The sequence below is a fragment of the Microbacterium sp. genome (assembly GCF_035556355.1).
Classification (GTDB): domain Bacteria; phylum Actinomycetota; class Actinomycetes; order Actinomycetales; family Microbacteriaceae; genus Microbacterium.
In genome coordinates this window covers 157,738-174,225 of record NZ_DATMFG010000054.1, presented here as the reverse complement: position 1 = coordinate 174,225, position 16,488 = coordinate 157,738, and the positions used below count along the sequence as shown (strand labels likewise).

Here is a 16,488-nt window from a genome sequence, read left to right as displayed (position 1 = left end):
GACGACGCGCATACCGTGAGGCGCATGGACCCTTCGCGTCACCACGTCGCCTCCCCCGCATCGGGCGGGCCGTGCGACGCGGGGCCGGAGTGGACGCGGGTCGTGGGCGTGTTCGACCTCGAGACGACGGGCGTCGACGTCACCGCCGACCGAATCGTCACCGCCCACGTGGGGCTGCTCGACGGCACGGGCACCGTGATCCTCTCGCGCGACTGGCTCGCCGACCCCGAGATCGAGATCCCGGATGCCGCCACCGCCGTGCACGGCATCACGACGGAGCGGGCGCGGTGCGAAGGCCGCTGCGCGAACGAGGTCGTCATGGAGGTCGTCGAGGTGCTTCGCGCGCTGCTCGACGCCGGCATCCCGATCGTGGCGTACAACGCCGCGTTCGATTTCTCGCTGCTCAAGCACGAGGCGCTGCGCCACGGCGTCACTCCGATCGAGGATCCGTGCCCCGTGATCGATCCCCTCGTCGTCGACAAGGCCTACGACCGGTGGCGCCGCGGAAAGCGCACGCTCGAGGTGGTCGCGGCGCACTACGCCGTTCGACTCGAGGGGGCGCACGAGGCATCCGCGGATGCCGTGGCGGCGGGACGCATCGCGCAGGCTCTCGCGGGTCGCTTCGCCGCGCGCATGCCGCCGACCGCGCAGGAGCTCCACACCCGGCAGATCGCGTGGGCGCGGGCGCAGGCGGAGAGCCTCACAGAGTACTTCGTGCAGATCGGCCGGCTCGATCCCGACGACCGCCTCGACGGGCGCTGGCCGGTGCGCTGACGACGCGTTCCGACGTCGCGGGAATGGCGAAGGCCCCGCCGAAGCGGGGCCTTCACGACGGAGCGTACCTTACTTCGAGCCGCTGCCGCCAAAGTTCTTGAAGCGCTGGTTGAACTTCTCGACGCGACCGGCCGAGTCGAGGATGCGCTGCTTGCCCGTGTAGAACGGGTGCGACGCCGACGAGATCTCGACGTCGATGACCGGGTACTCGACGCCGTCGAGCTCGATCGTCTTGTCGCTGGTCACCGTCGAGCGGGTGAGGAAGGTCTCGCCCGAGCCGAGGTCGCGGAACACGACCGCGTGGTAGTCGGGGTGGATGTCAGTCTTCATTGGAGTCCTTTGAGGATGGTGCCCTGGATTTTGCCAGGACGGTCAAAGTCTTGAGTGCGAGCGCACCGAAGAGCGATTCTATCAGTCCAAGAGGGCTGCCGCGGAACGCGCGGGCTCAGGCGCCGCTGACGGCGCGCGCCGCGTAGCGTCCGCCGTCTTCGCTGAGCGTCACCGGCACGCCGAACGTCTCGGTGAGCGACTCGGCCGTGAGGGTCTCGCGGATCGGCCCCGCCGCGACGACACGCCCCTCGCGCAGAAGCAGCACATGGGTGAATCCCACGGGGATCTCCTCCACGTGGTGGGTCACCATGATCATCGCCGGTGTCGTCGGCGCCTGCGCGTATCCACCCAGGAGCGACAGCAGCTCTTCGCGCGCCCCCAGATCGAGGCTCGCGGTGGGCTCGTCGAGCAGCAGCAGCTCGGGATCGGTCATGACCGCGCGGGCGATCTGCACGCGCTTCTGCTCACCATCGGAAAGAGTGCCGAACGTGCGGTCCGCGAGGTCGTCGAGCTTCCACTCCGCGAGCACGCGCAGCGCGCGGCGCTCGTCGATGTCTTCGTACGCCTCGTGCCACCGGCCGAGCACCGCGTAGGCGGCGGTCAGCACGACGTTGAGGACGGTCTCCTCCTGAGGCACCCGGCGGGCCATCGCCGTCGACGCGAAGCCGATGCGCGGACGCAGCTCGAAGACGTCGGTGCGGCCCAGCTGCTCACCGAGCAGCGACACCGTGCCGGACGTGGGGTGCTCGAGCGTCGCCGCGAGCTTGAGGATCGTCGTCTTGCCCGCGCCGTTCGGGCCGAGGATCACCCAGCGTTGGTCGTCGGTCACCTGCCAGTCCACGTGGTCCACGATGTCGCGAGCGTTCCGGCGGACGACGACGTCGGAGAACTGGAGGACCTGAGCCATGCCTCCAGCCTATCGGCCGCTCGATGCGACCTCCGCGTACAGCGCGGCCGTCTGCTCCGCGATGCGCGACCAGCTGAACTCGTTCGTCGCGCGCTCGCGCCCGGCGCGCCCGTATTCCGCAGCGCGCTCCGGATCGGTGACGACCTCGGTGAGCACGGCCGCGAGGTCGGCCACGAATCGCTCCGGGTCGAGCGGCGTGCCGGTGCCGTCCTGCACCTGCTCGATCGGCACGAGTCGACCCGTGACGCCGTCGACGACGACCTCGGGGATGCCGCCGGTCGCGGTCCCCACCACCGCCGCGCCGCACGCCATCGCCTCGAGGTTCACGATGCCGAGCGGCTCGTACACCGAGGGACACACGAACGTCGTCGCTGCGCCCAGGATCGTGCAGAGCTCGTGGCGCGACAGCATCCGGTCGATCCAGACGACGCCCTCGCGCGTCTGCTGCAGACCGCGCACGAGATCCTCGACCTCCGCCATGATCTGCGGCGTGTCGGGTGCGCCCGCGCACAGCACGACCTGCACGTCGGCGGGCAGCCGCTCCACTGCCCGCAGGAAGTACGGCAGGCCCTTCTGGCGCGTGATGCGCCCGACGAACACGACCGACGGCCTGTCCGCGTCGATCCCGAGCTTCGCGAGGAGCTCGGGATCCTGGACCGGATGCCACGCCTCGACATCGATCCCGTTGTAGATGACCCGCACCTTCGCCGGATCGAGACCCGGGTAGCACCGCAGGATGTCGCCGCGCATCCCCTCGCTCACGGCGACGACCGCCGCCGCACCCTCGTAGGCGGTCCGCTCGATCCAGCTCGACACCGCGTACCCGCCGCCGAGCTGCTCCGCCTTCCACGGACGCAGCGGCTCGAGGCTGTGCGCCGTCACGACGTGCGGCACGCCGTGCAGGAGCGACGAGAGGTGCCCGGCGAAGTTGGCGTACCACGTGTGGCTGTGGACCACGTCGGCGCCGGCGGCATCCGTCGCGATCTCGAGGTTCGTTCCGAGCGTCTGGATCGCGGCGTTCGCGCCCTGCAGCTCGATCGGAACGCCGTACGCGGTCGTGCCCTCCTCGTCGCGCGGCGCCCCGAACGCGCGCACCCGCACATCGAGCCCGCCGAGGCCCCGCAGGGCCTTCACGAGCTCGGCGGCGTGCACTCCGGCACCCCCGTAGATCTCCGGCGGGTACTCCTTCGTCATGAGGTCGACGCGCATGTCTCGAACGCTAGTACACGGGCCACACCCGTCCTAGGGTGGACGCATGCCGGCTTCGCCAAAGGTCTTCGGAATCATCCTCGCCGGAGGCGAGGGCAAGCGTCTCATGCCTCTGACGGCCGACCGGGCCAAGCCTGCCGTGCCGTTCGGCGGCCAGTATCGGCTGATCGACTTCGCGATCTCGAACCTCATCAACTCGGGACTCAGACAGATCGTCGTGCTGACGCAGTACAAGTCGCACAGCCTCGACCGGCACATCTCGCAGACGTGGCGGATGTCGCCGCTGCTGGACTCGTACGTCGCATCCGTCCCCGCTCAGCAGCGTCTCGGCAAGCGCTGGTTCTCGGGCTCCGCCGACGCGATCCTGCAGAGCCTCAACCTCATCAACGACGAGCAGCCCGACATCGTCGTGGTCGTCGGCGCGGACCACGTCTACCGCATGGACTTCCGGCAGGTGCTCGACTCGCACATCGAGTCCGGTGCGCGGGCCACGGTCGCCGGCATCCGCCAGCCCATCGGTCTGGCCCACCAGTTCGGCGTGATCGACGTCGACCCGCAGCACACCGACCGCATCCGGCAGTTCCTGGAGAAGCCGCAGAACCCCGTCGGCCTGCCCGACTCCCCCGGCGAGGTGCTCGCGTCGATGGGCAATTACATCTTCGACGCGGATGCGCTCATCGAAGCCGTCGAGGCCGACGGCGAGGTGCCGACGTCGAACCACGACATGGGCGGCGACATCGTTCCGTACTTCGTCGAACGGGCGGAGGCGGGCGTCTACGACATGTCGCACAACGACGTGCCCGGGTCGACCGACCGCGACCGGTACTACTGGCGCGACGTGGGGACGATCGACTCCTTCTTCGACGCCCACCAGGACCTCATCTCGACGCTGCCGATCTTCAACCTCTACAACACCGACTGGCCGATCCACACGCAGCTCGTCAACTCGCCCCCCGCGAAGTTCGTGCGCGATTCGGTGGGTCGCATCGGCAACGCGATCGACTCGATCGTGTCGCTCGGCTCCGTGCTGTCGGGCACACATCTCGAGCGCAGCGTCGTCGGTCCGTGGACGCTCGCAGGCGGCGGCTCGACGATCACCGACTCGGTGCTGTTCGACCGCGTGCAGGTCGGGCAGGGGGCGCGCGTCCACCGTGCGATCCTCGATAAGAACGTCGTGCTCGCGCCGGGTGCGACGGTGGGCGTGGACCGTGAGCGCGATCTCGAACGCGGCTTCACCGTCACCGACTCGGGCATCACGGTCGTCGGCAAGGGCGTGCGCATCGACAGATGACGGGCACGTCATCGGGGCGGATGCGGCGCCACTACCGTTGAAGTCATGCCCGATGCTCCCGCGCGCTTCCTCGTCGTGCTCGACGCCGACTCCACGCTCATCCGCAACGAGGTCATCGAGCTGATCGCCGACGAGGCGGGGCGCGGACCCGAGGTGGCGGCCGCGACGGAGGCGGCGATGCGCGGCGAGGTCGACTTCGCGACGTCGCTGCGTTCGCGCGTGCGCGAGTTGTCCGGTGTGCCCGTCGCCGCATTCGCGCGCGTGCTGTCGCGCATCGAGCCGACGCCGGGCGTTCGCGAGCTCATCGACGCGGTGCACCACCGTGGCGGCCGCGTGGGGGTCGTCTCGGGCGGCTTCCACGAGATCCTCGACACGGTGGCGCCGTCGCTCGGCGTGGACGTGTGGCGCGCCAACCGGCTCGCGGTCGACAGCGGCCGCGACGGCGCACCCGTGCTGTCGGGGGTCGTCGACGGCGACATCGTCGACGCCGAGGGGAAGGCCGCTGCCCTCGTGGAGTGGGCCGAGGCCGCGGGTGTGCCACTGCATCGCACGGTCGCGATCGGCGACGGTGCGAACGACCTGCGCATGATGGAGCGTGCAGGAATCGGGATCGCCTTCAACGCCAAGCCGGCCGTACGCGCGCAGGCCGACATCGTCGTCGCGCGTGTCGACCTGAGCGAAGTCATCCCGCTGCTTCCGTGACCCTCGCGGATGTCGGAGGGCGCCGATAACGTCGGCCCCATGGACGTCATCCTCGTACCCGGTCTCTGGCTCGACGCGTCGTCGTGGGACGACATCGTTCCCGCGCTCGAAAAGGCGGGCCACCGCCCTCGCGCTCTCACGATGCCCGGCGTGGGCGCACCCGCATCCGAATCGGGCTCGATCGGCATGGCCGACTGGGTCGCCGCCGTCGTGGCCGAGATCGACGCGCTCGACGGTCCGGTGGTGCTCGTCGGGCACAGCGGCGGCGGCAACGTCGTCTGGGGCGCCGCCGACGCCCGCCCCGACCGGGTCGCCCGCGTCGTGTTCGTCGACACGATCGCTCCCCCTCCCGGCGGCGTGATCTCCGAGTTCGAGCTCGTCGACGGCGTCGTGCCGTTCCCCGGGTGGGAGGCGTTCGACGACGAGGAGATCTCCGACATCGACGACGACGTGCGGGCGACGTGGGCCGCGCGCGCTCAGTCCGTGCCCGCCCGCGTGCCCACTGATCCGATCGAGTTGCGCGACGACCGGCGGCACGGCGTCCCGGTCACGATCCTGTCCGGCGGCTTCGACGAAGACGAGTTCCGCCGCGCGGTGGCGCAGTGGGGGTCGTTCGGCGAGGAGTTCCTGGCCATTCGCGACGCCGAGGTCGTCAAGCTGGGCAGCGGACACTGGCCGCAGTTCTCGCAGCCCGACGTGCTGGCGAAGGCGCTCGTCGCGGCGATCCGCTGAGCATCGCCCGGTGGTTTCGGTCGTCGGGTCTCGAGAGCGGGTGCCTCAGTGCCCCATGCCGAGGCCGCCGTCGACGGGGATCACCGCGCCGGAGATGTACGCGGCATCGTCCGACGCGAGCCATGCCACGACGCCGGCGACCTCGTGAGGCGACGCGAATCGACCCGCCGGGATGTTGCGCTTGTACTCAGCCTGCGTGTCTTCGGGCAGGGAGGCCGTCATGTCCGTCTCGATGAAGCCCGGTGCGACGACGTTGGCCGTGATGCCGCGGCCACCGAGCTCTCGCGTGAGCGACCGCGCGAAGCCGACGAGGCCGGCCTTCGATGAGGCGTAGTTGATCTGCCCGGCCGACCCGAAGAGGCCGACGACCGACGAGATGAGGATCACTCGGCCCCACTTCGCACGCAGCATGCCCTTCGACGCGCGCTTGACGACACGGAACGTGCCGCCGAGGTTCGTCGCGACGACGGAGTCGAAGTCGTCCTCGGTCATGCGCAGCAGCAGCGTGTCCTTCGTGATGCCGGCGTTGGCGACGACGATCTCGACGGGGCCGAGCGTCGCCTCGACCTGGGTGAACGCGGCGTCGACCGCTGCGGCATCCGTCACATCCGCTCGCACCGTGAGCGTGCCCTCGGGGCCCTCACCGGAACGGGCCGTCACCGCGACCTTGTAGCCTTCAGCGACGAAGCGCTCGGCGATCGCGCGGCCGATGCCGCGGTTTCCGCCGGTGACGAGGACGACGCGATCAGTGGGCATGTGTGCTCCCGTGGGGTGGTGCGCGGGCTGGACCCGCACCAGCCTAGCGGGGTGTCGTTGACACGCCTCGCGGGCGCTGGAACGCTGGAAGCGACCCCGAGAAAGGCCGACCGATGAGCGACAACACCTCGTCCGGCGACGCGCCGCAGTCGCAGCAGCCCGCTCCCCCGCCCGCGTACGAGCCGCCTCCCGCTCCTCCGGCGGGCTCTCCCGCCGACTACCCGCCTGCGGGTACCTATCCGCCGCCGGCCCAGCAGCAGCAGTACCCCGCCGCGCCGTCGTACGGGCAGCCCGGCTACAGCGCACCTCCGGCATACCCGCAGGGCGGATACCAGGCAGCGCCCGCCTACGCCGGAGGGTATCCGCAGCGACGCACGAACTCGCTTGCGATCGTCTCGCTCATCGCGGGGATCGCGGGCCTCACCCTCGTGCCCTTCATCGGCTCGATCGTGGGTGTGATCACGGGCCACATGTCGCTCTCGCAGCTCAAGACCTCCGGAGAGGAGGGCCGCGGGATCGCGCTCGGCGGGCTCATCACGGGCTACGTCGGACTCGGGCTCGCGGTGCTCGGACTGCTGTTCGCGCTGGCGTTCCTGCCGGCGCTGTTCGCGGTGATCTCGAACATCCCGACCACCACCTGAGCTCGTTCCCGCGAGGGGATCCCGCGGTTCGCACCCGGCGTAGGCTGGAAGGACCGTGAACAAGTCGAGCAGGGCCCCGTCGGCCACGTCGTTGCCGCGTGCACCTCGTGACGACGCCGGGGCGCGCTCGATGAAGTACATCATCATGATGAGCATCCGCGTGGTGTGCTTCATCTTGATGGTCGTGGTCACGCCGTACGGCTGGTACACGTGGGTGTTCGGCGCGGGGGCGGTCGTCCTCCCCTACATCGCCGTCGTGATCGCGAACGTCAGCAGCCGTCAGCCGGGCGCGTCCGCCGAGAACCCCGAGCTGTCGCTGCCCGCGACCCCGCAGCCGGCGGCACCCGCCCCCGCCGGACCCGCAGCGCGCGTCATCCGCGTCGAGGAGACGCTGGACGCGCCCGTGCGCAGGGCGGCCGACGCCGCACCGCACGGCGAGCCGGAGTCGCCGGCATCCGCGTCGCCCGAGACCGCTGCCGAGGGCCGAGAGGACGACGTCGCGTGATCGAGACCGCCGTCGAATGCTCGAGAGCCGGATGCCGAGCCACCGCCGTGTGGCGCATCGACTGGCGCAACCCGCGCATCCACCCCGAGGATCGCCGCAAGACGTGGGTCGCGTGCGACGAGCACCGCGACTACCTGCGCGACTTCCTCGCCGCGCGGAGCTTCCCCGTCGAGGTGTCCCGCCTCGCGTCGTCGGAGGCGGTGCGATGAGACTGAAGACCGCGCGCCCCGCCGTGCGGTGGACCGTCTACGTGCTCGTCGCGGTCGTGTTCGCCGTCGCCTGCGCCTTCCTGTCGAACTGGCAGTTCAGCCGCAATGCCGAGCGCGCCGGCCAGCTCGCCCTCGTCGAGCGGAACTACGACGCCGAGCCCGTCCCGCTCGACACCGCGATCCCCGCGGGCGCCGAGTTCGACCGCGGCGATGAGTGGCTCCCGGTCGAGGTTGTCGGCGAGTACCTCGCCGACGAGCAGCTGCTCGTGCGCAACCGCGCCCACGGCGGAACGGCCGCGTTCGAAGTGCTCGTGCCGTTCCGCACCGAGTCGGGACGGGTGCTCGTGATCAACCGCGGCTGGGTTCCACCGGGCAGCGAGCAGCGGCTCCCCGACGAGGTCCCCGAGCCGCCGCGCGGCGAGGTCACGGTTGTCGCGAGGCTGCGTCCCGGTGAGCCGCTTCCCGCGTCGGGCCGCTCCGCCGACGAGGGGCAGGTCCCCACGATCAACCTTCCGCTCGTCGCCGACCTCGTCGACCCGGCGATCGCAACCGACCTCGAGCTCGGCGCGTACGGCCTGATGGCGTCGGAGGATCCGGCTCCCGCGGCCCGGCCGCGGGCCGTCGAGGCGCCCTCGGAAGACCCCGGACCGCACCTGTCGTACGCGATCCAGTGGATCCTGTTCGCGATCATGGGGTTCGTCTTCATCGGCTACGTCATCCACACCGAGCGCACGCGGCGACGCGAAGACGCGGAAGCGGGCGCGATCCAACACGACGTGACGGATGCCCCGTCCGCAGCCGCGCAGTCGTCGACCGTATCCGGCGCAGAGCCGGGGGCGGCATCCGCTCCCGCGTCGGAGCGGCGGCGCCGCAAGCGCGACCGCGATGCGGAAGACGAGGACGCCATCCTCGACGCGGCGGGCCGCTGACCACTGCCGTCAGGCGAGCGTGACGAGATCCGCGTAGTCGCGGCCCCACAGATCCTCGACGCCGTCGGGCAGGATCAGGACCCGCTCGGGGTTCAGCGCCTCCACCGCGCCCTCGTCGTGCGAGACGAGCACGACGGCTCCCTCGTAGTGCGCGAGCGCGCCGAGGATCTCCTCGCGAGAGGCCGGGTCGAGGTTGTTCGTCGGCTCGTCGAGCAGCAGCACGTTGGCGCTCGACACGACGAGCGTCGCGAGCGAGAGTCGCGTCTTCTCGCCGCCGGACAGCACGCCCGCCGGCTTGAGGACGTCGTCGCCCGTGAACAGGAACGACCCGAGCACCTTGCGCGCCTCGGTCGCCGAGATGTCGGGCGCCGCCGACATCATGTTCTCGAGCACCGATCGCGACACGTCCAGGTTCTCGTGCTCCTGCGCGTAGTACCCGATCTTGAGGCCGTGGCCGGCCTCGACGACGCCCGTGTCCGGCACGTCGACGCCCGCGAGGATGCGCAGGAGGGTGGTCTTGCCCGCCCCGTTGAGCCCGAGCACGACGACCTTCGACCCGCGGTCGATCGCGAGGTCGACATCGGTGAAGATCTCGAGCGATCCGTACGACTTCGAAAGGCCGGTCGCCGTGAGCGGCGTGCGTCCGCACGGCGCCGGCTTCGGGAACCGCAGCTTCGCGACGCGGTCCTCCTGCCGCACCTCTTCGAGGCCCGCGAGGAGCTTCTCGGCGCGCGCCATCATCTGGTGCGCCGCGGCGGCTTTCGTCGCCTTCGCGCCGAACTTCGCCGCCTGCTGCTGGAGTGCGGTCGCCTTCTTCTCGGCGTTCGCGCGCTCCTTCTTGCGGCGCTCCTCGTCGGCGGCGCGCTGACGCAGGTAGTTCTTCCACGTCATGTTGTAGATGTCGATGACCTGGCGGTTCGCGTCCAGGTAGAACACCCGGTTGACGGTCTCGCCGACGAGTTCGACGTCGTGCGAGATGACGATGAGCCCGCCCTTGTAGCTCTTCAGGAACTCGCGCAGCCAGACGATGCTGTCGGCGTCGAGATGGTTGGTCGGCTCGTCGAGGATCATCGTCCCCGCATCCGAGAACAGGATGCGCGCCAGCTCGATGCGGCGGCGCTGACCGCCCGACAGAGTCTTGAGGGGCTGGTCGAGGATGCGGTCCGGGAGGGCGAGGTTGTGCGCGATCGACGCCGCCTCGGCCTCCGCGGCATAGCCTCCCAGCGCCTCGAAGCGCTCGGTGAGGTTCGCGTACTTGCGCATCGCGCGGGCTGCCGCATCAGGGTCGTCCGAGCCCATGGCCTCTGACGCCTCACGCATGCCGATCGCGATCGTGCCGAGTCCGCGCGCGTCGAGGATGCGTGTGCGCGCGAGCATCTCGGGGTCACCGGAGCGGGGATCCTGCGGCAGATAGCCGATCTCACCTGAGCGGTCCACGCGCCCCGCGCTGGGCAGCACGTCGCCCGCGAGCACCTTCGTGAGCGTCGTCTTGCCGGCGCCGTTGCGCCCCACGAGGCCGATCTTGTCGCCGTCGGACACGCGGAACGAGACGTCCGACATGAGCACGCGGGCGCCCACGCGGATCTCGAGGTCGTGTACGGCAAGCACAGCGATCGTCCGTTTCGTTGGGGAAGGGGTACAAGCGGCGGGAGATGGCCAGCCCCCTAGTATAAGTCGCGATGCCGGGCTTCCCCGCTCCGGCCCGTCCCCGTGAGGAGTCCCATGACCGTCGCCGTCGCCCCGTCGCAGCCCCGCCGCGTGCTCGCCGATGTCATCGCCCGTCCGTCCCACCGCGCCCGCGCGTTCGCCGTGGACGCGGCGCTCGTGATCACCGGCGCCGCCGTGGTCGCCCTGCTCGCGCAGGTCGAGATCCCGCTGTGGCCGGTGCCCATCACGGGCCAGACGCTCGGCGTCATCGTCGTCGGCGCCGCCCTCGGAGCATGGCGCGGCGCGGCGGCTCTCACGACCTACATGATCGCGGGCCTCGCGGGCATGCCCGTGTTCGCCGGATTCACCGGCACGATCGCCGCCCTCGCGAAGCCGAGCTTCGGCTACATCATCGGCTTCGTGCTCGCCGCGTTCGTCGCGGGCTGGTTCGCCGAGCGCGCGTGGGACCGCAAGCCGTGGCTCGCGTTCGTCGGCTTCGCCATCGCCAGCGTCGTGCCGTTCCTGTTCGGCGTCCCGTACCTCGCCTACATCCTCAATGTCGCCGGCGGCGCACAGCTGACGTTCGCCCAGGTGCTGGAGGTGGGTGTCTTCCCCTTCATCGTGGGCGGTGTCATCAAGGCGCTCATCGCCGCAGTGCTGATTCCGGCGGCGTGGGCGCTCGTGCGCAAGGTCGACGCGACGAAGCCCTGACGGCGCAGCATCCGTCTTCTTCTCGGAGGTCCCGGCGATGCCGGGGCCTCCCTCTTCGTGGGAATCCGATTAGCGGCGACAACCACCGGTAGGTAAAGTAAGGCTGTCCTTACTCGCCCCCGGAGGTTTCCCCGTGCCCTTCTCCCGCTCCGCCACCGCGATCGCGCTCTCCGCGCTGACCGTCCTCGCCCTCGCCGGGTGTGCGTCCTCTGCCGCCGAGGGCGGCGACACGGCAGCGAACGAGGCGGATGCGGGCGCCTTCCCCATCACGATCGAGCACGCCTTCGGCGAGACGACGATCGAATCGAAGCCCGAGCGCGTCGCGACGGTGTCGTGGTCGAACCAGGAGGTGCCGATCGCGCTCGGCATCGTTCCGGTGGGCATGGCAGAGGTCGCGTGGGGCGACGACGACAATGACGGTGTGCTCCCGTGGGTGGAGGACGCGCTCGAGGAGCTCGGCGCCGAGACGCCCGTGCTGTTCGACGAGACCGACGGCATCGACTTCGAGGCCGTGGCCGACACGCAGCCCGACGTGATCCTCGCCGCGTACTCGGGCCTCACGCAGGAGGACTACGACACGCTGTCGAAGATCGCACCGGTCGTCGCCTACCCCGAGGTGCCGTGGGGCACGTCCTACGAAGACATGATCCGCCTCAACTCGACCGCCCTCGGCCTCGCCGAGGAGGGTGACGCGCTCATCGAAGAGCTGCACGCCGAGGTCGAGGCGGCCCTCGCCGACTTCCCCGAGCTTGCCGAATCGAAGGTGCTGTTCTCGTACATCGACCCGTCGGACTTCAGTCAGATCGGGTTCTACACGAGCCTCGACACGCGGCCGGGTTTCCTCATGGACCTCGGACTCCCGCTTCCGACGATCGTCGAGGAGGAGTCTGCCGGGACCGACCAGTTCTACACGACCGTGAGCGCCGAGCAGGCCGACCGCTTCGAAGACGTCGACGTGTTCGTGACCTACGGCGACGCGAGCGGCAGCATCATCAAGCAGCTGCAGGCCGACCCGCTGCTGTCGCAGATCCCGGCGATCGCCGCCGGCCACATCGCAATCCTCGAGGAGTCGACCCCTCTCGCGGCATCCGCCAACCCGTCGCCGCTGTCGATCGGCTGGGGCGTGCGCGACTACTTCGCGGTCCTCGCCGGCGCCCTCGACTGATCCTGCGAGCCACAGCCCCGTGACCGTCACGCAGACCCGCCCACCGGCGCCGGACACCGCCGCACTGCGGCGACCGGCAACCGTACGGCTGGCGTGGTTCGCCGGGTCGATCGTCGTCCTCGCGGCGCTGTGCGTGGCATCCGTCGCCTTCGGAGTGCGGGAGGTGTCGCTCGGCGACATCCTCGCCGGACTCAGCGGCGACACGAGCGGAGTCGCCGAAGCGGCAGTCGTCGCGCGGCTTCCGCGGACGGTGCTCGCGATGCTGGTCGGCGCCGCGCTCGCCCTCGCGGGGGCGTCTCTGCAGGCGGTGACGCGCAATCCGCTCGCCGACCCCGCGATCCTCGGCATCTCGGGCGGCGCCGCACTCGTCGTCGTGGCGGGCATCGCGTTCTTCGGCCTGTCCGACCCGTACGCGATCATCGCCCTGGCGACAGCCGGCGCAGCCGGGGCCTCGGCGTTCGTCTACGCGGTCGGCTCGCTCGGCCGTGGCGGCGCGACGCCCCTCAAGCTCGCTCTCGCGGGCGCGGCCAGCTCAGCCGCCTTCCTTTCGCTCGTGAGCGCGATCCTGCTGCCGCGCATCGACATCGTCGAGCGCTTCCGGTTCTGGCAGATCGGGGGCGTCGGCGGCGCGACGTGGGACCGCATCGGCGTCGCGCTCCCGTTCCTCGCCGTCGGCGCGCTCGTGTGCTTCGTGTGCGCGCGAGGCATGAACTCGCTCGCGCTCGGCGACGACCTCGCGGCGGGACTCGGGCAGAACGTCGCCCGCACGCGGCTGGTCGCGTTCGTGGGCGCCGTGATCCTGTGCGGCGCGGCCACGGCGATCGCGGGCCCGATCGGGTTCGTCGGCCTCATCGTGCCGCACATGTGCCGCCTGCTGGTGGGCACCGACCACCGCTGGCTCCTCCCGTTCACCGCGGTGTCGGGCGCGGCGCTCCTGGTCGCCGCCGACGTCGTGGGGCGCCTCATCGCGCGCCCCGACGAGGTCGAGGTCGGCGTCATCACCGCGCTCATCGGGGCGCCGTTGTTCATCTGGATCGTCCGCCGACAGAGGGTGCGCGAACTGTGACCGCCCCGACGAGCCTCGAGACGCCCCCCGCCGCCGGCGGGGCGTCCGCCGCGACTTCGATCGCGAGGGGGCGCCGCAGCCGCGTCCGTCGCCGCACCCTCATCACCACCGGGCTCGGCGTCGCGATCGTCGTCGTGTTCGCGCTGTCGCTCATGGTGGGCCGCACGTTCTACACGCCTCTCGAGGTGCTCGACGTGCTCGCCGGTCACGCGGTGCCGGGCGCCTCGTTCACGGTCGGCGAGCTGCGGCTGCCGCGCGCGGTGCTCGGATTGCTCGCCGGCTTCGCATTCGGGGTCGCGGGCGTGACCTTCCAGACGATCCTGCGGAACCCCCTCGCCTCCCCCGACATCATCGGCATCTCCTCGGGCGCGACCGCCGCGGCCGTGTTCGGGATCATCGTGCTGTCGCAGGGCGAGACCACCGTGTCACTCCTCGCGCTCGGCGGCGCGCTCATCACCGCCCTCGCGATCTACCTGCTGTCGAACAAGGGCGGCTTCGCGGGCACACGGCTCATCCTCATCGGCATCGGCGTCGCGGCGATGCTCAACGCCGCGGTGACCTATCTGCTGTCGAAGGCCGCGGCGTGGGACCTCCAGTCCGCGCTCCGCTGGATCACGGGAAGCCTCAACGGCGCGAGCTGGGCGACGCTCCTTCCGCTCGCCATCGCTTCCGTCGTGGTCGTGCCCGCTCTCCTGAGCCAGGGGCGCAATCTCGGCGTGCTCCGGCTCGGCGACGACTCCGCCGCGGGGCTCGGCGTGCGCGTGACCCCCTCACGCGTCGTCGCCATCCTCGCCGCTGTCGCACTGCTCGCGTTCGCCACCGCGGCGACCGGTCCGATCGCCTTCGTCGCTTTCATGGCAGGCCCCATCGCCGCACGCATCGTCGGATCGGGGTCCGCACTCCTGCTCCCGTCGGGTTTCATCGGCGCGCTCCTCGTGCTCATCGCCGACATTGTCGGCCAGTTCGCCTTCGATGCCCGCTACCCCGTCGGCGTCATCACCGGTGTCGTCGGCGCGCCCTACCTCATCTACCTCCTCATCAGGACGAACCGCTCCGGAGGCTCGCTATGACCGCTTCCCACACGCTCTCCGCTGAGGCCCTCGCCCTCGGCTACGGTGACCGCGTCATCATCGAAGGGCTCGACCTGCAGATCCCGCCGGGCCGGATCACGGCGATCGTGGGCGCCAACGGATGCGGCAAGTCCACGCTCCTGCGTGCGCTCTCGCGCCTCATCCCGGCTCGCTCGGGCCACGTCGTTCTGGACGGCAAAGCGCTCCACTCCCGCCCCACGAAAGAGGTCGCCCGCACGCTCGGCCTCCTCCCCCAGAGCCCGATCGCACCGGAAGGAATCGCGGTCGCCGACCTCGTCGGCCGGGGGCGACACCCCCACCAGAAGCTCCTCGCCCGCTGGAGCGCGCGCGACTACGAGGTCGTCGCCCAGTCGCTCGAGGCGACGGGAACGTCCGACCTCGCCGATCGCGCCGTCGACGAGCTGTCGGGCGGACAGCGCCAGCGCGTGTGGATCGCGATGGCGCTCGCGCAGGAGACCGACATCCTCCTCCTCGACGAGCCGACCACCTTCCTCGACGTCGCCCACCAGGTCGAGGTGCTCGATCTGCTCACCGACCTCAACCGTGAGCGCGGCACCACGATCGTCATGGTGCTGCACGACATGAACATGGCCTCCCGCTACGCCGACCACCTCTTCGCCCTCCGCGACGGCCGCATCGTCGCGAGCGGCCCGCCGAGCGAGGTCGTCACGAGCGAGCTCATCCGCGACGTGTTCGACCTCGACGCACTCGTCGTGCCCGATCCCGTCTCGGGCGCGCCGATCGTCCTGCCGCGCGGACGGCATCACGTCGTCACCGCAGAGGCGTCGGCCGCTGAACGAGCCGCTGCGAAGCACTTCGCGGTCGCGGCATCCGAATCACCGTCCGTCCGCGCGAATGCACCCGCCCCGGTCACGACAGGAGCACCGCATGGCTTCCGCAGGTGATGAGCACCGATTCTTCCGCGCCACCGTCACGTCGATCACCGATGTGACGCCGAGCTTCCGGCGATTCACGTTCGGCGGCGAAGACCTGGCCGAGTACGGCGACCCGGGCTTCGACCAGCGCATCAAGATCGTCTTCCCGACCGCGACGCTGGGGCTGGACGCGATGCCGACCGGCGAGGACTGGTACACGCAGTGGCGGGCGCTGCCCGATGACCGCCGCCCTCCGTTCCGCACGTACACGACGCGCTACGTCCGCAACGACGTGCGCGAGGTGGACGTCGACATGGTCGCACACGAGGTGATCGGTCCTGCGTCGGAGTGGGTCGCGAACGCCCGCGTCGGCGACGAGGTGCTCATCTTCGCGCCGACGACGGCCCACACGGGCGTCAGTTACGGCATCGACTTCGTGCCGCCGGCGCGCGTCGACGACATCCTGCTCGCGGGCGACGAGACCGCCGCACCGGCGATCGCCGCGATCCTCGAGCAGCTCCCGCGCGACGCGCGCGGGGTCGTCGTGCTCGAGGTGCCCGAAGAGGGCGACACCGGTTACCTGCCGCGGCATCCCGGCTTCCAGTACCGCGTCGGCGCGCGGGGGCGCTCCACCCGGCACTGTCACCTGGTCGGCTCGGTCACGGATGCCGCGACCGCCCTCGCCCCGCCCGGGCACGGTGCCGACGTCGAAGAGGTCGACATCGATGAGGGGCTCCTGTGGGAGGTGCCCCGCACGGCCAAGGGCGGTGCCGCGCTCAAACGCGCACGGCTCTACGCGTGGCTCGCGGGCGAGGCCGGTGCGATCAAGACCCTCCGCCGTCACCTCGTGACCGACCGAGGCGTCGACCGCCGCGCCGTCGCCTTCATGGGCTACTGGCGGGTCGGCCGCGCCGAGAATTGAGTCGTCAAGGCTGAGCGAGCGAAGCG

Annotated in this window: 19 protein-coding genes; 14 read left to right on the top strand and 5 right to left on the bottom strand. The window is 70.6% G+C overall.

The window, feature by feature from the left end; genetic code table 11:
* The first annotated feature begins 24 nt into the window (after window positions 1–24).
* Window positions 25–774, top strand: a complete 750-nt coding sequence (locus tag VNR19_RS15360; RefSeq protein ID WP_325728146.1) for an exonuclease domain-containing protein — start codon at window positions 25–27, stop codon at window positions 772–774.
* Between the two features lie 69 nt (window positions 775–843).
* On the opposite strand, the gene VNR19_RS15355 is transcribed toward VNR19_RS15360, so the two are convergent.
* From VNR19_RS15355 to glgA, 3 genes are all read right to left on the bottom strand, one after another.
* Window positions 844–1,104 (bottom strand): type B 50S ribosomal protein L31, encoded by a 261-nt coding sequence (locus VNR19_RS15355; RefSeq protein WP_325033268.1) that lies wholly within the window; start codon window positions 1,102–1,104, stop codon window positions 844–846.
* A 115-nt stretch (window positions 1,105–1,219) separates the two neighbouring features.
* Window positions 1,220–2,011: an ABC transporter ATP-binding protein gene (locus VNR19_RS15350; RefSeq protein ID WP_325728145.1), complete on the bottom strand. Its 792-nt coding sequence runs from the start codon at window positions 2,009–2,011 to the stop codon at window positions 1,220–1,222.
* Between the two features lie 9 nt (window positions 2,012–2,020).
* Window positions 2,021–3,220 carry a glycogen synthase gene (gene glgA, locus VNR19_RS15345; protein ID WP_325728144.1) on the bottom strand — a complete coding sequence of 400 codons (1,200 nt, stop codon included), beginning with the start codon at window positions 3,218–3,220 and terminating at the stop codon, window positions 2,021–2,023.
* A 46-nt stretch (window positions 3,221–3,266) separates the two neighbouring features.
* Here glgA and VNR19_RS15340 point away from each other — a divergent pair, with 46 nt between their 5' ends.
* The 3 genes from VNR19_RS15340 to VNR19_RS15330 are packed head-to-tail and all read left to right on the top strand — an operon-like array spanning window position 3,267 to window position 5,945.
* A complete protein-coding gene (locus tag VNR19_RS15340) occupies window positions 3,267–4,511 on the top strand; it encodes a glucose-1-phosphate adenylyltransferase (protein ID WP_325728143.1) in 1,245 nt (414 codons plus the stop codon).
* Between the two features lie 45 nt (window positions 4,512–4,556).
* Window positions 4,557–5,213: a phosphoserine phosphatase SerB gene (gene serB, locus VNR19_RS15335; RefSeq protein WP_325728142.1), complete on the top strand. Its 657-nt coding sequence runs from the start codon at window positions 4,557–4,559 to the stop codon at window positions 5,211–5,213.
* 39 nt (window positions 5,214–5,252) lie between these two features.
* Window positions 5,253–5,945, top strand: a complete 693-nt coding sequence (locus tag VNR19_RS15330; RefSeq protein ID WP_325728141.1) for an alpha/beta fold hydrolase — start codon at window positions 5,253–5,255, stop codon at window positions 5,943–5,945.
* Window positions 5,946–5,990: 45 nt separating this feature from the next.
* On the opposite strand, the gene fabG is transcribed toward VNR19_RS15330, so the two are convergent.
* Window positions 5,991–6,701 carry a 3-oxoacyl-ACP reductase FabG gene (fabG, locus tag VNR19_RS15325; protein ID WP_325728140.1) on the bottom strand — a complete coding sequence of 237 codons (711 nt, stop codon included), beginning with the start codon at window positions 6,699–6,701 and terminating at the stop codon, window positions 5,991–5,993.
* A 113-nt stretch (window positions 6,702–6,814) separates the two neighbouring features.
* Here fabG and VNR19_RS15320 point away from each other — a divergent pair, with 113 nt between their 5' ends.
* Genes VNR19_RS15320 through VNR19_RS15305 form a run of 4 tightly spaced genes read left to right on the top strand, consistent with a single transcriptional unit; the run spans window position 6,815 to window position 8,985 of the window.
* On the top strand, window positions 6,815–7,342 hold the full coding sequence (locus VNR19_RS15320; protein WP_325728139.1) for a DUF4190 domain-containing protein: 528 nt from the start codon (window positions 6,815–6,817) through the stop codon (window positions 7,340–7,342).
* Between the two features lie 55 nt (window positions 7,343–7,397).
* Window positions 7,398–7,847, top strand: coding sequence for a DUF3099 domain-containing protein (locus VNR19_RS15315; protein ID WP_325728138.1), 450 nt, complete (start codon window positions 7,398–7,400; stop codon window positions 7,845–7,847).
* Window positions 7,844–8,056, top strand: a complete 213-nt coding sequence (locus tag VNR19_RS15310; RefSeq protein ID WP_325728137.1) for a hypothetical protein — start codon at window positions 7,844–7,846, stop codon at window positions 8,054–8,056. Before VNR19_RS15315 ends, VNR19_RS15310 begins: the two co-directional genes overlap by 4 nt.
* The gene (locus VNR19_RS15305) at window positions 8,053–8,985 is read left to right on the top strand and encodes an SURF1 family cytochrome oxidase biogenesis protein (protein WP_325728136.1); all 933 of its coding nucleotides are present in this window, start codon (window positions 8,053–8,055) and stop codon (window positions 8,983–8,985) included. Before VNR19_RS15310 ends, VNR19_RS15305 begins: the two co-directional genes overlap by 4 nt.
* A 9-nt stretch (window positions 8,986–8,994) precedes the next feature.
* On the opposite strand, the gene VNR19_RS15300 is transcribed toward VNR19_RS15305, so the two are convergent.
* A complete protein-coding gene (locus VNR19_RS15300) occupies window positions 8,995–10,593 on the bottom strand; it encodes an ABC-F family ATP-binding cassette domain-containing protein (protein WP_325728135.1) in 1,599 nt (532 codons plus the stop codon).
* 114 nt (window positions 10,594–10,707) lie between these two features.
* On the opposite strand from VNR19_RS15300, the gene VNR19_RS15295 reads away from it, so the two are divergent.
* The 6 genes from VNR19_RS15295 to VNR19_RS15270 all read left to right on the top strand — a co-directional run bounded on the left by VNR19_RS15295 (window position 10,708) and on the right by VNR19_RS15270 (window position 16,462).
* The gene (locus VNR19_RS15295; RefSeq protein WP_325728134.1) at window positions 10,708–11,343 is read left to right on the top strand and encodes a biotin transporter BioY; all 636 of its coding nucleotides are present in this window, start codon (window positions 10,708–10,710) and stop codon (window positions 11,341–11,343) included.
* Window positions 11,344–11,476: 133 nt separating this feature from the next.
* Window positions 11,477–12,508, top strand: a complete 1,032-nt coding sequence (locus VNR19_RS15290) for an iron-siderophore ABC transporter substrate-binding protein (RefSeq protein WP_325728133.1) — start codon at window positions 11,477–11,479, stop codon at window positions 12,506–12,508.
* A 19-nt stretch (window positions 12,509–12,527) separates the two neighbouring features.
* A complete protein-coding gene (locus tag VNR19_RS15285; RefSeq protein ID WP_325728132.1) occupies window positions 12,528–13,574 on the top strand; it encodes a FecCD family ABC transporter permease in 1,047 nt (348 codons plus the stop codon).
* Window positions 13,571–14,644 (top strand): FecCD family ABC transporter permease, encoded by a 1,074-nt coding sequence (locus VNR19_RS15280; protein ID WP_325728131.1) that lies wholly within the window; start codon window positions 13,571–13,573, stop codon window positions 14,642–14,644. Before VNR19_RS15285 ends, VNR19_RS15280 begins: the two co-directional genes overlap by 4 nt.
* Complete coding sequence (locus VNR19_RS15275; protein WP_325728130.1) at window positions 14,641–15,570, top strand: ABC transporter ATP-binding protein; 930 nt, start codon at window positions 14,641–14,643, stop codon at window positions 15,568–15,570. The genes VNR19_RS15280 and VNR19_RS15275 overlap by 4 nt, the downstream gene beginning before the upstream one ends.
* Window positions 15,554–16,462: a siderophore-interacting protein gene (locus VNR19_RS15270; protein ID WP_325728129.1), complete on the top strand. Its 909-nt coding sequence runs from the start codon at window positions 15,554–15,556 to the stop codon at window positions 16,460–16,462. Before VNR19_RS15275 ends, VNR19_RS15270 begins: the two co-directional genes overlap by 17 nt.
* Window positions 16,463–16,488 lie beyond the last annotated feature (26 nt).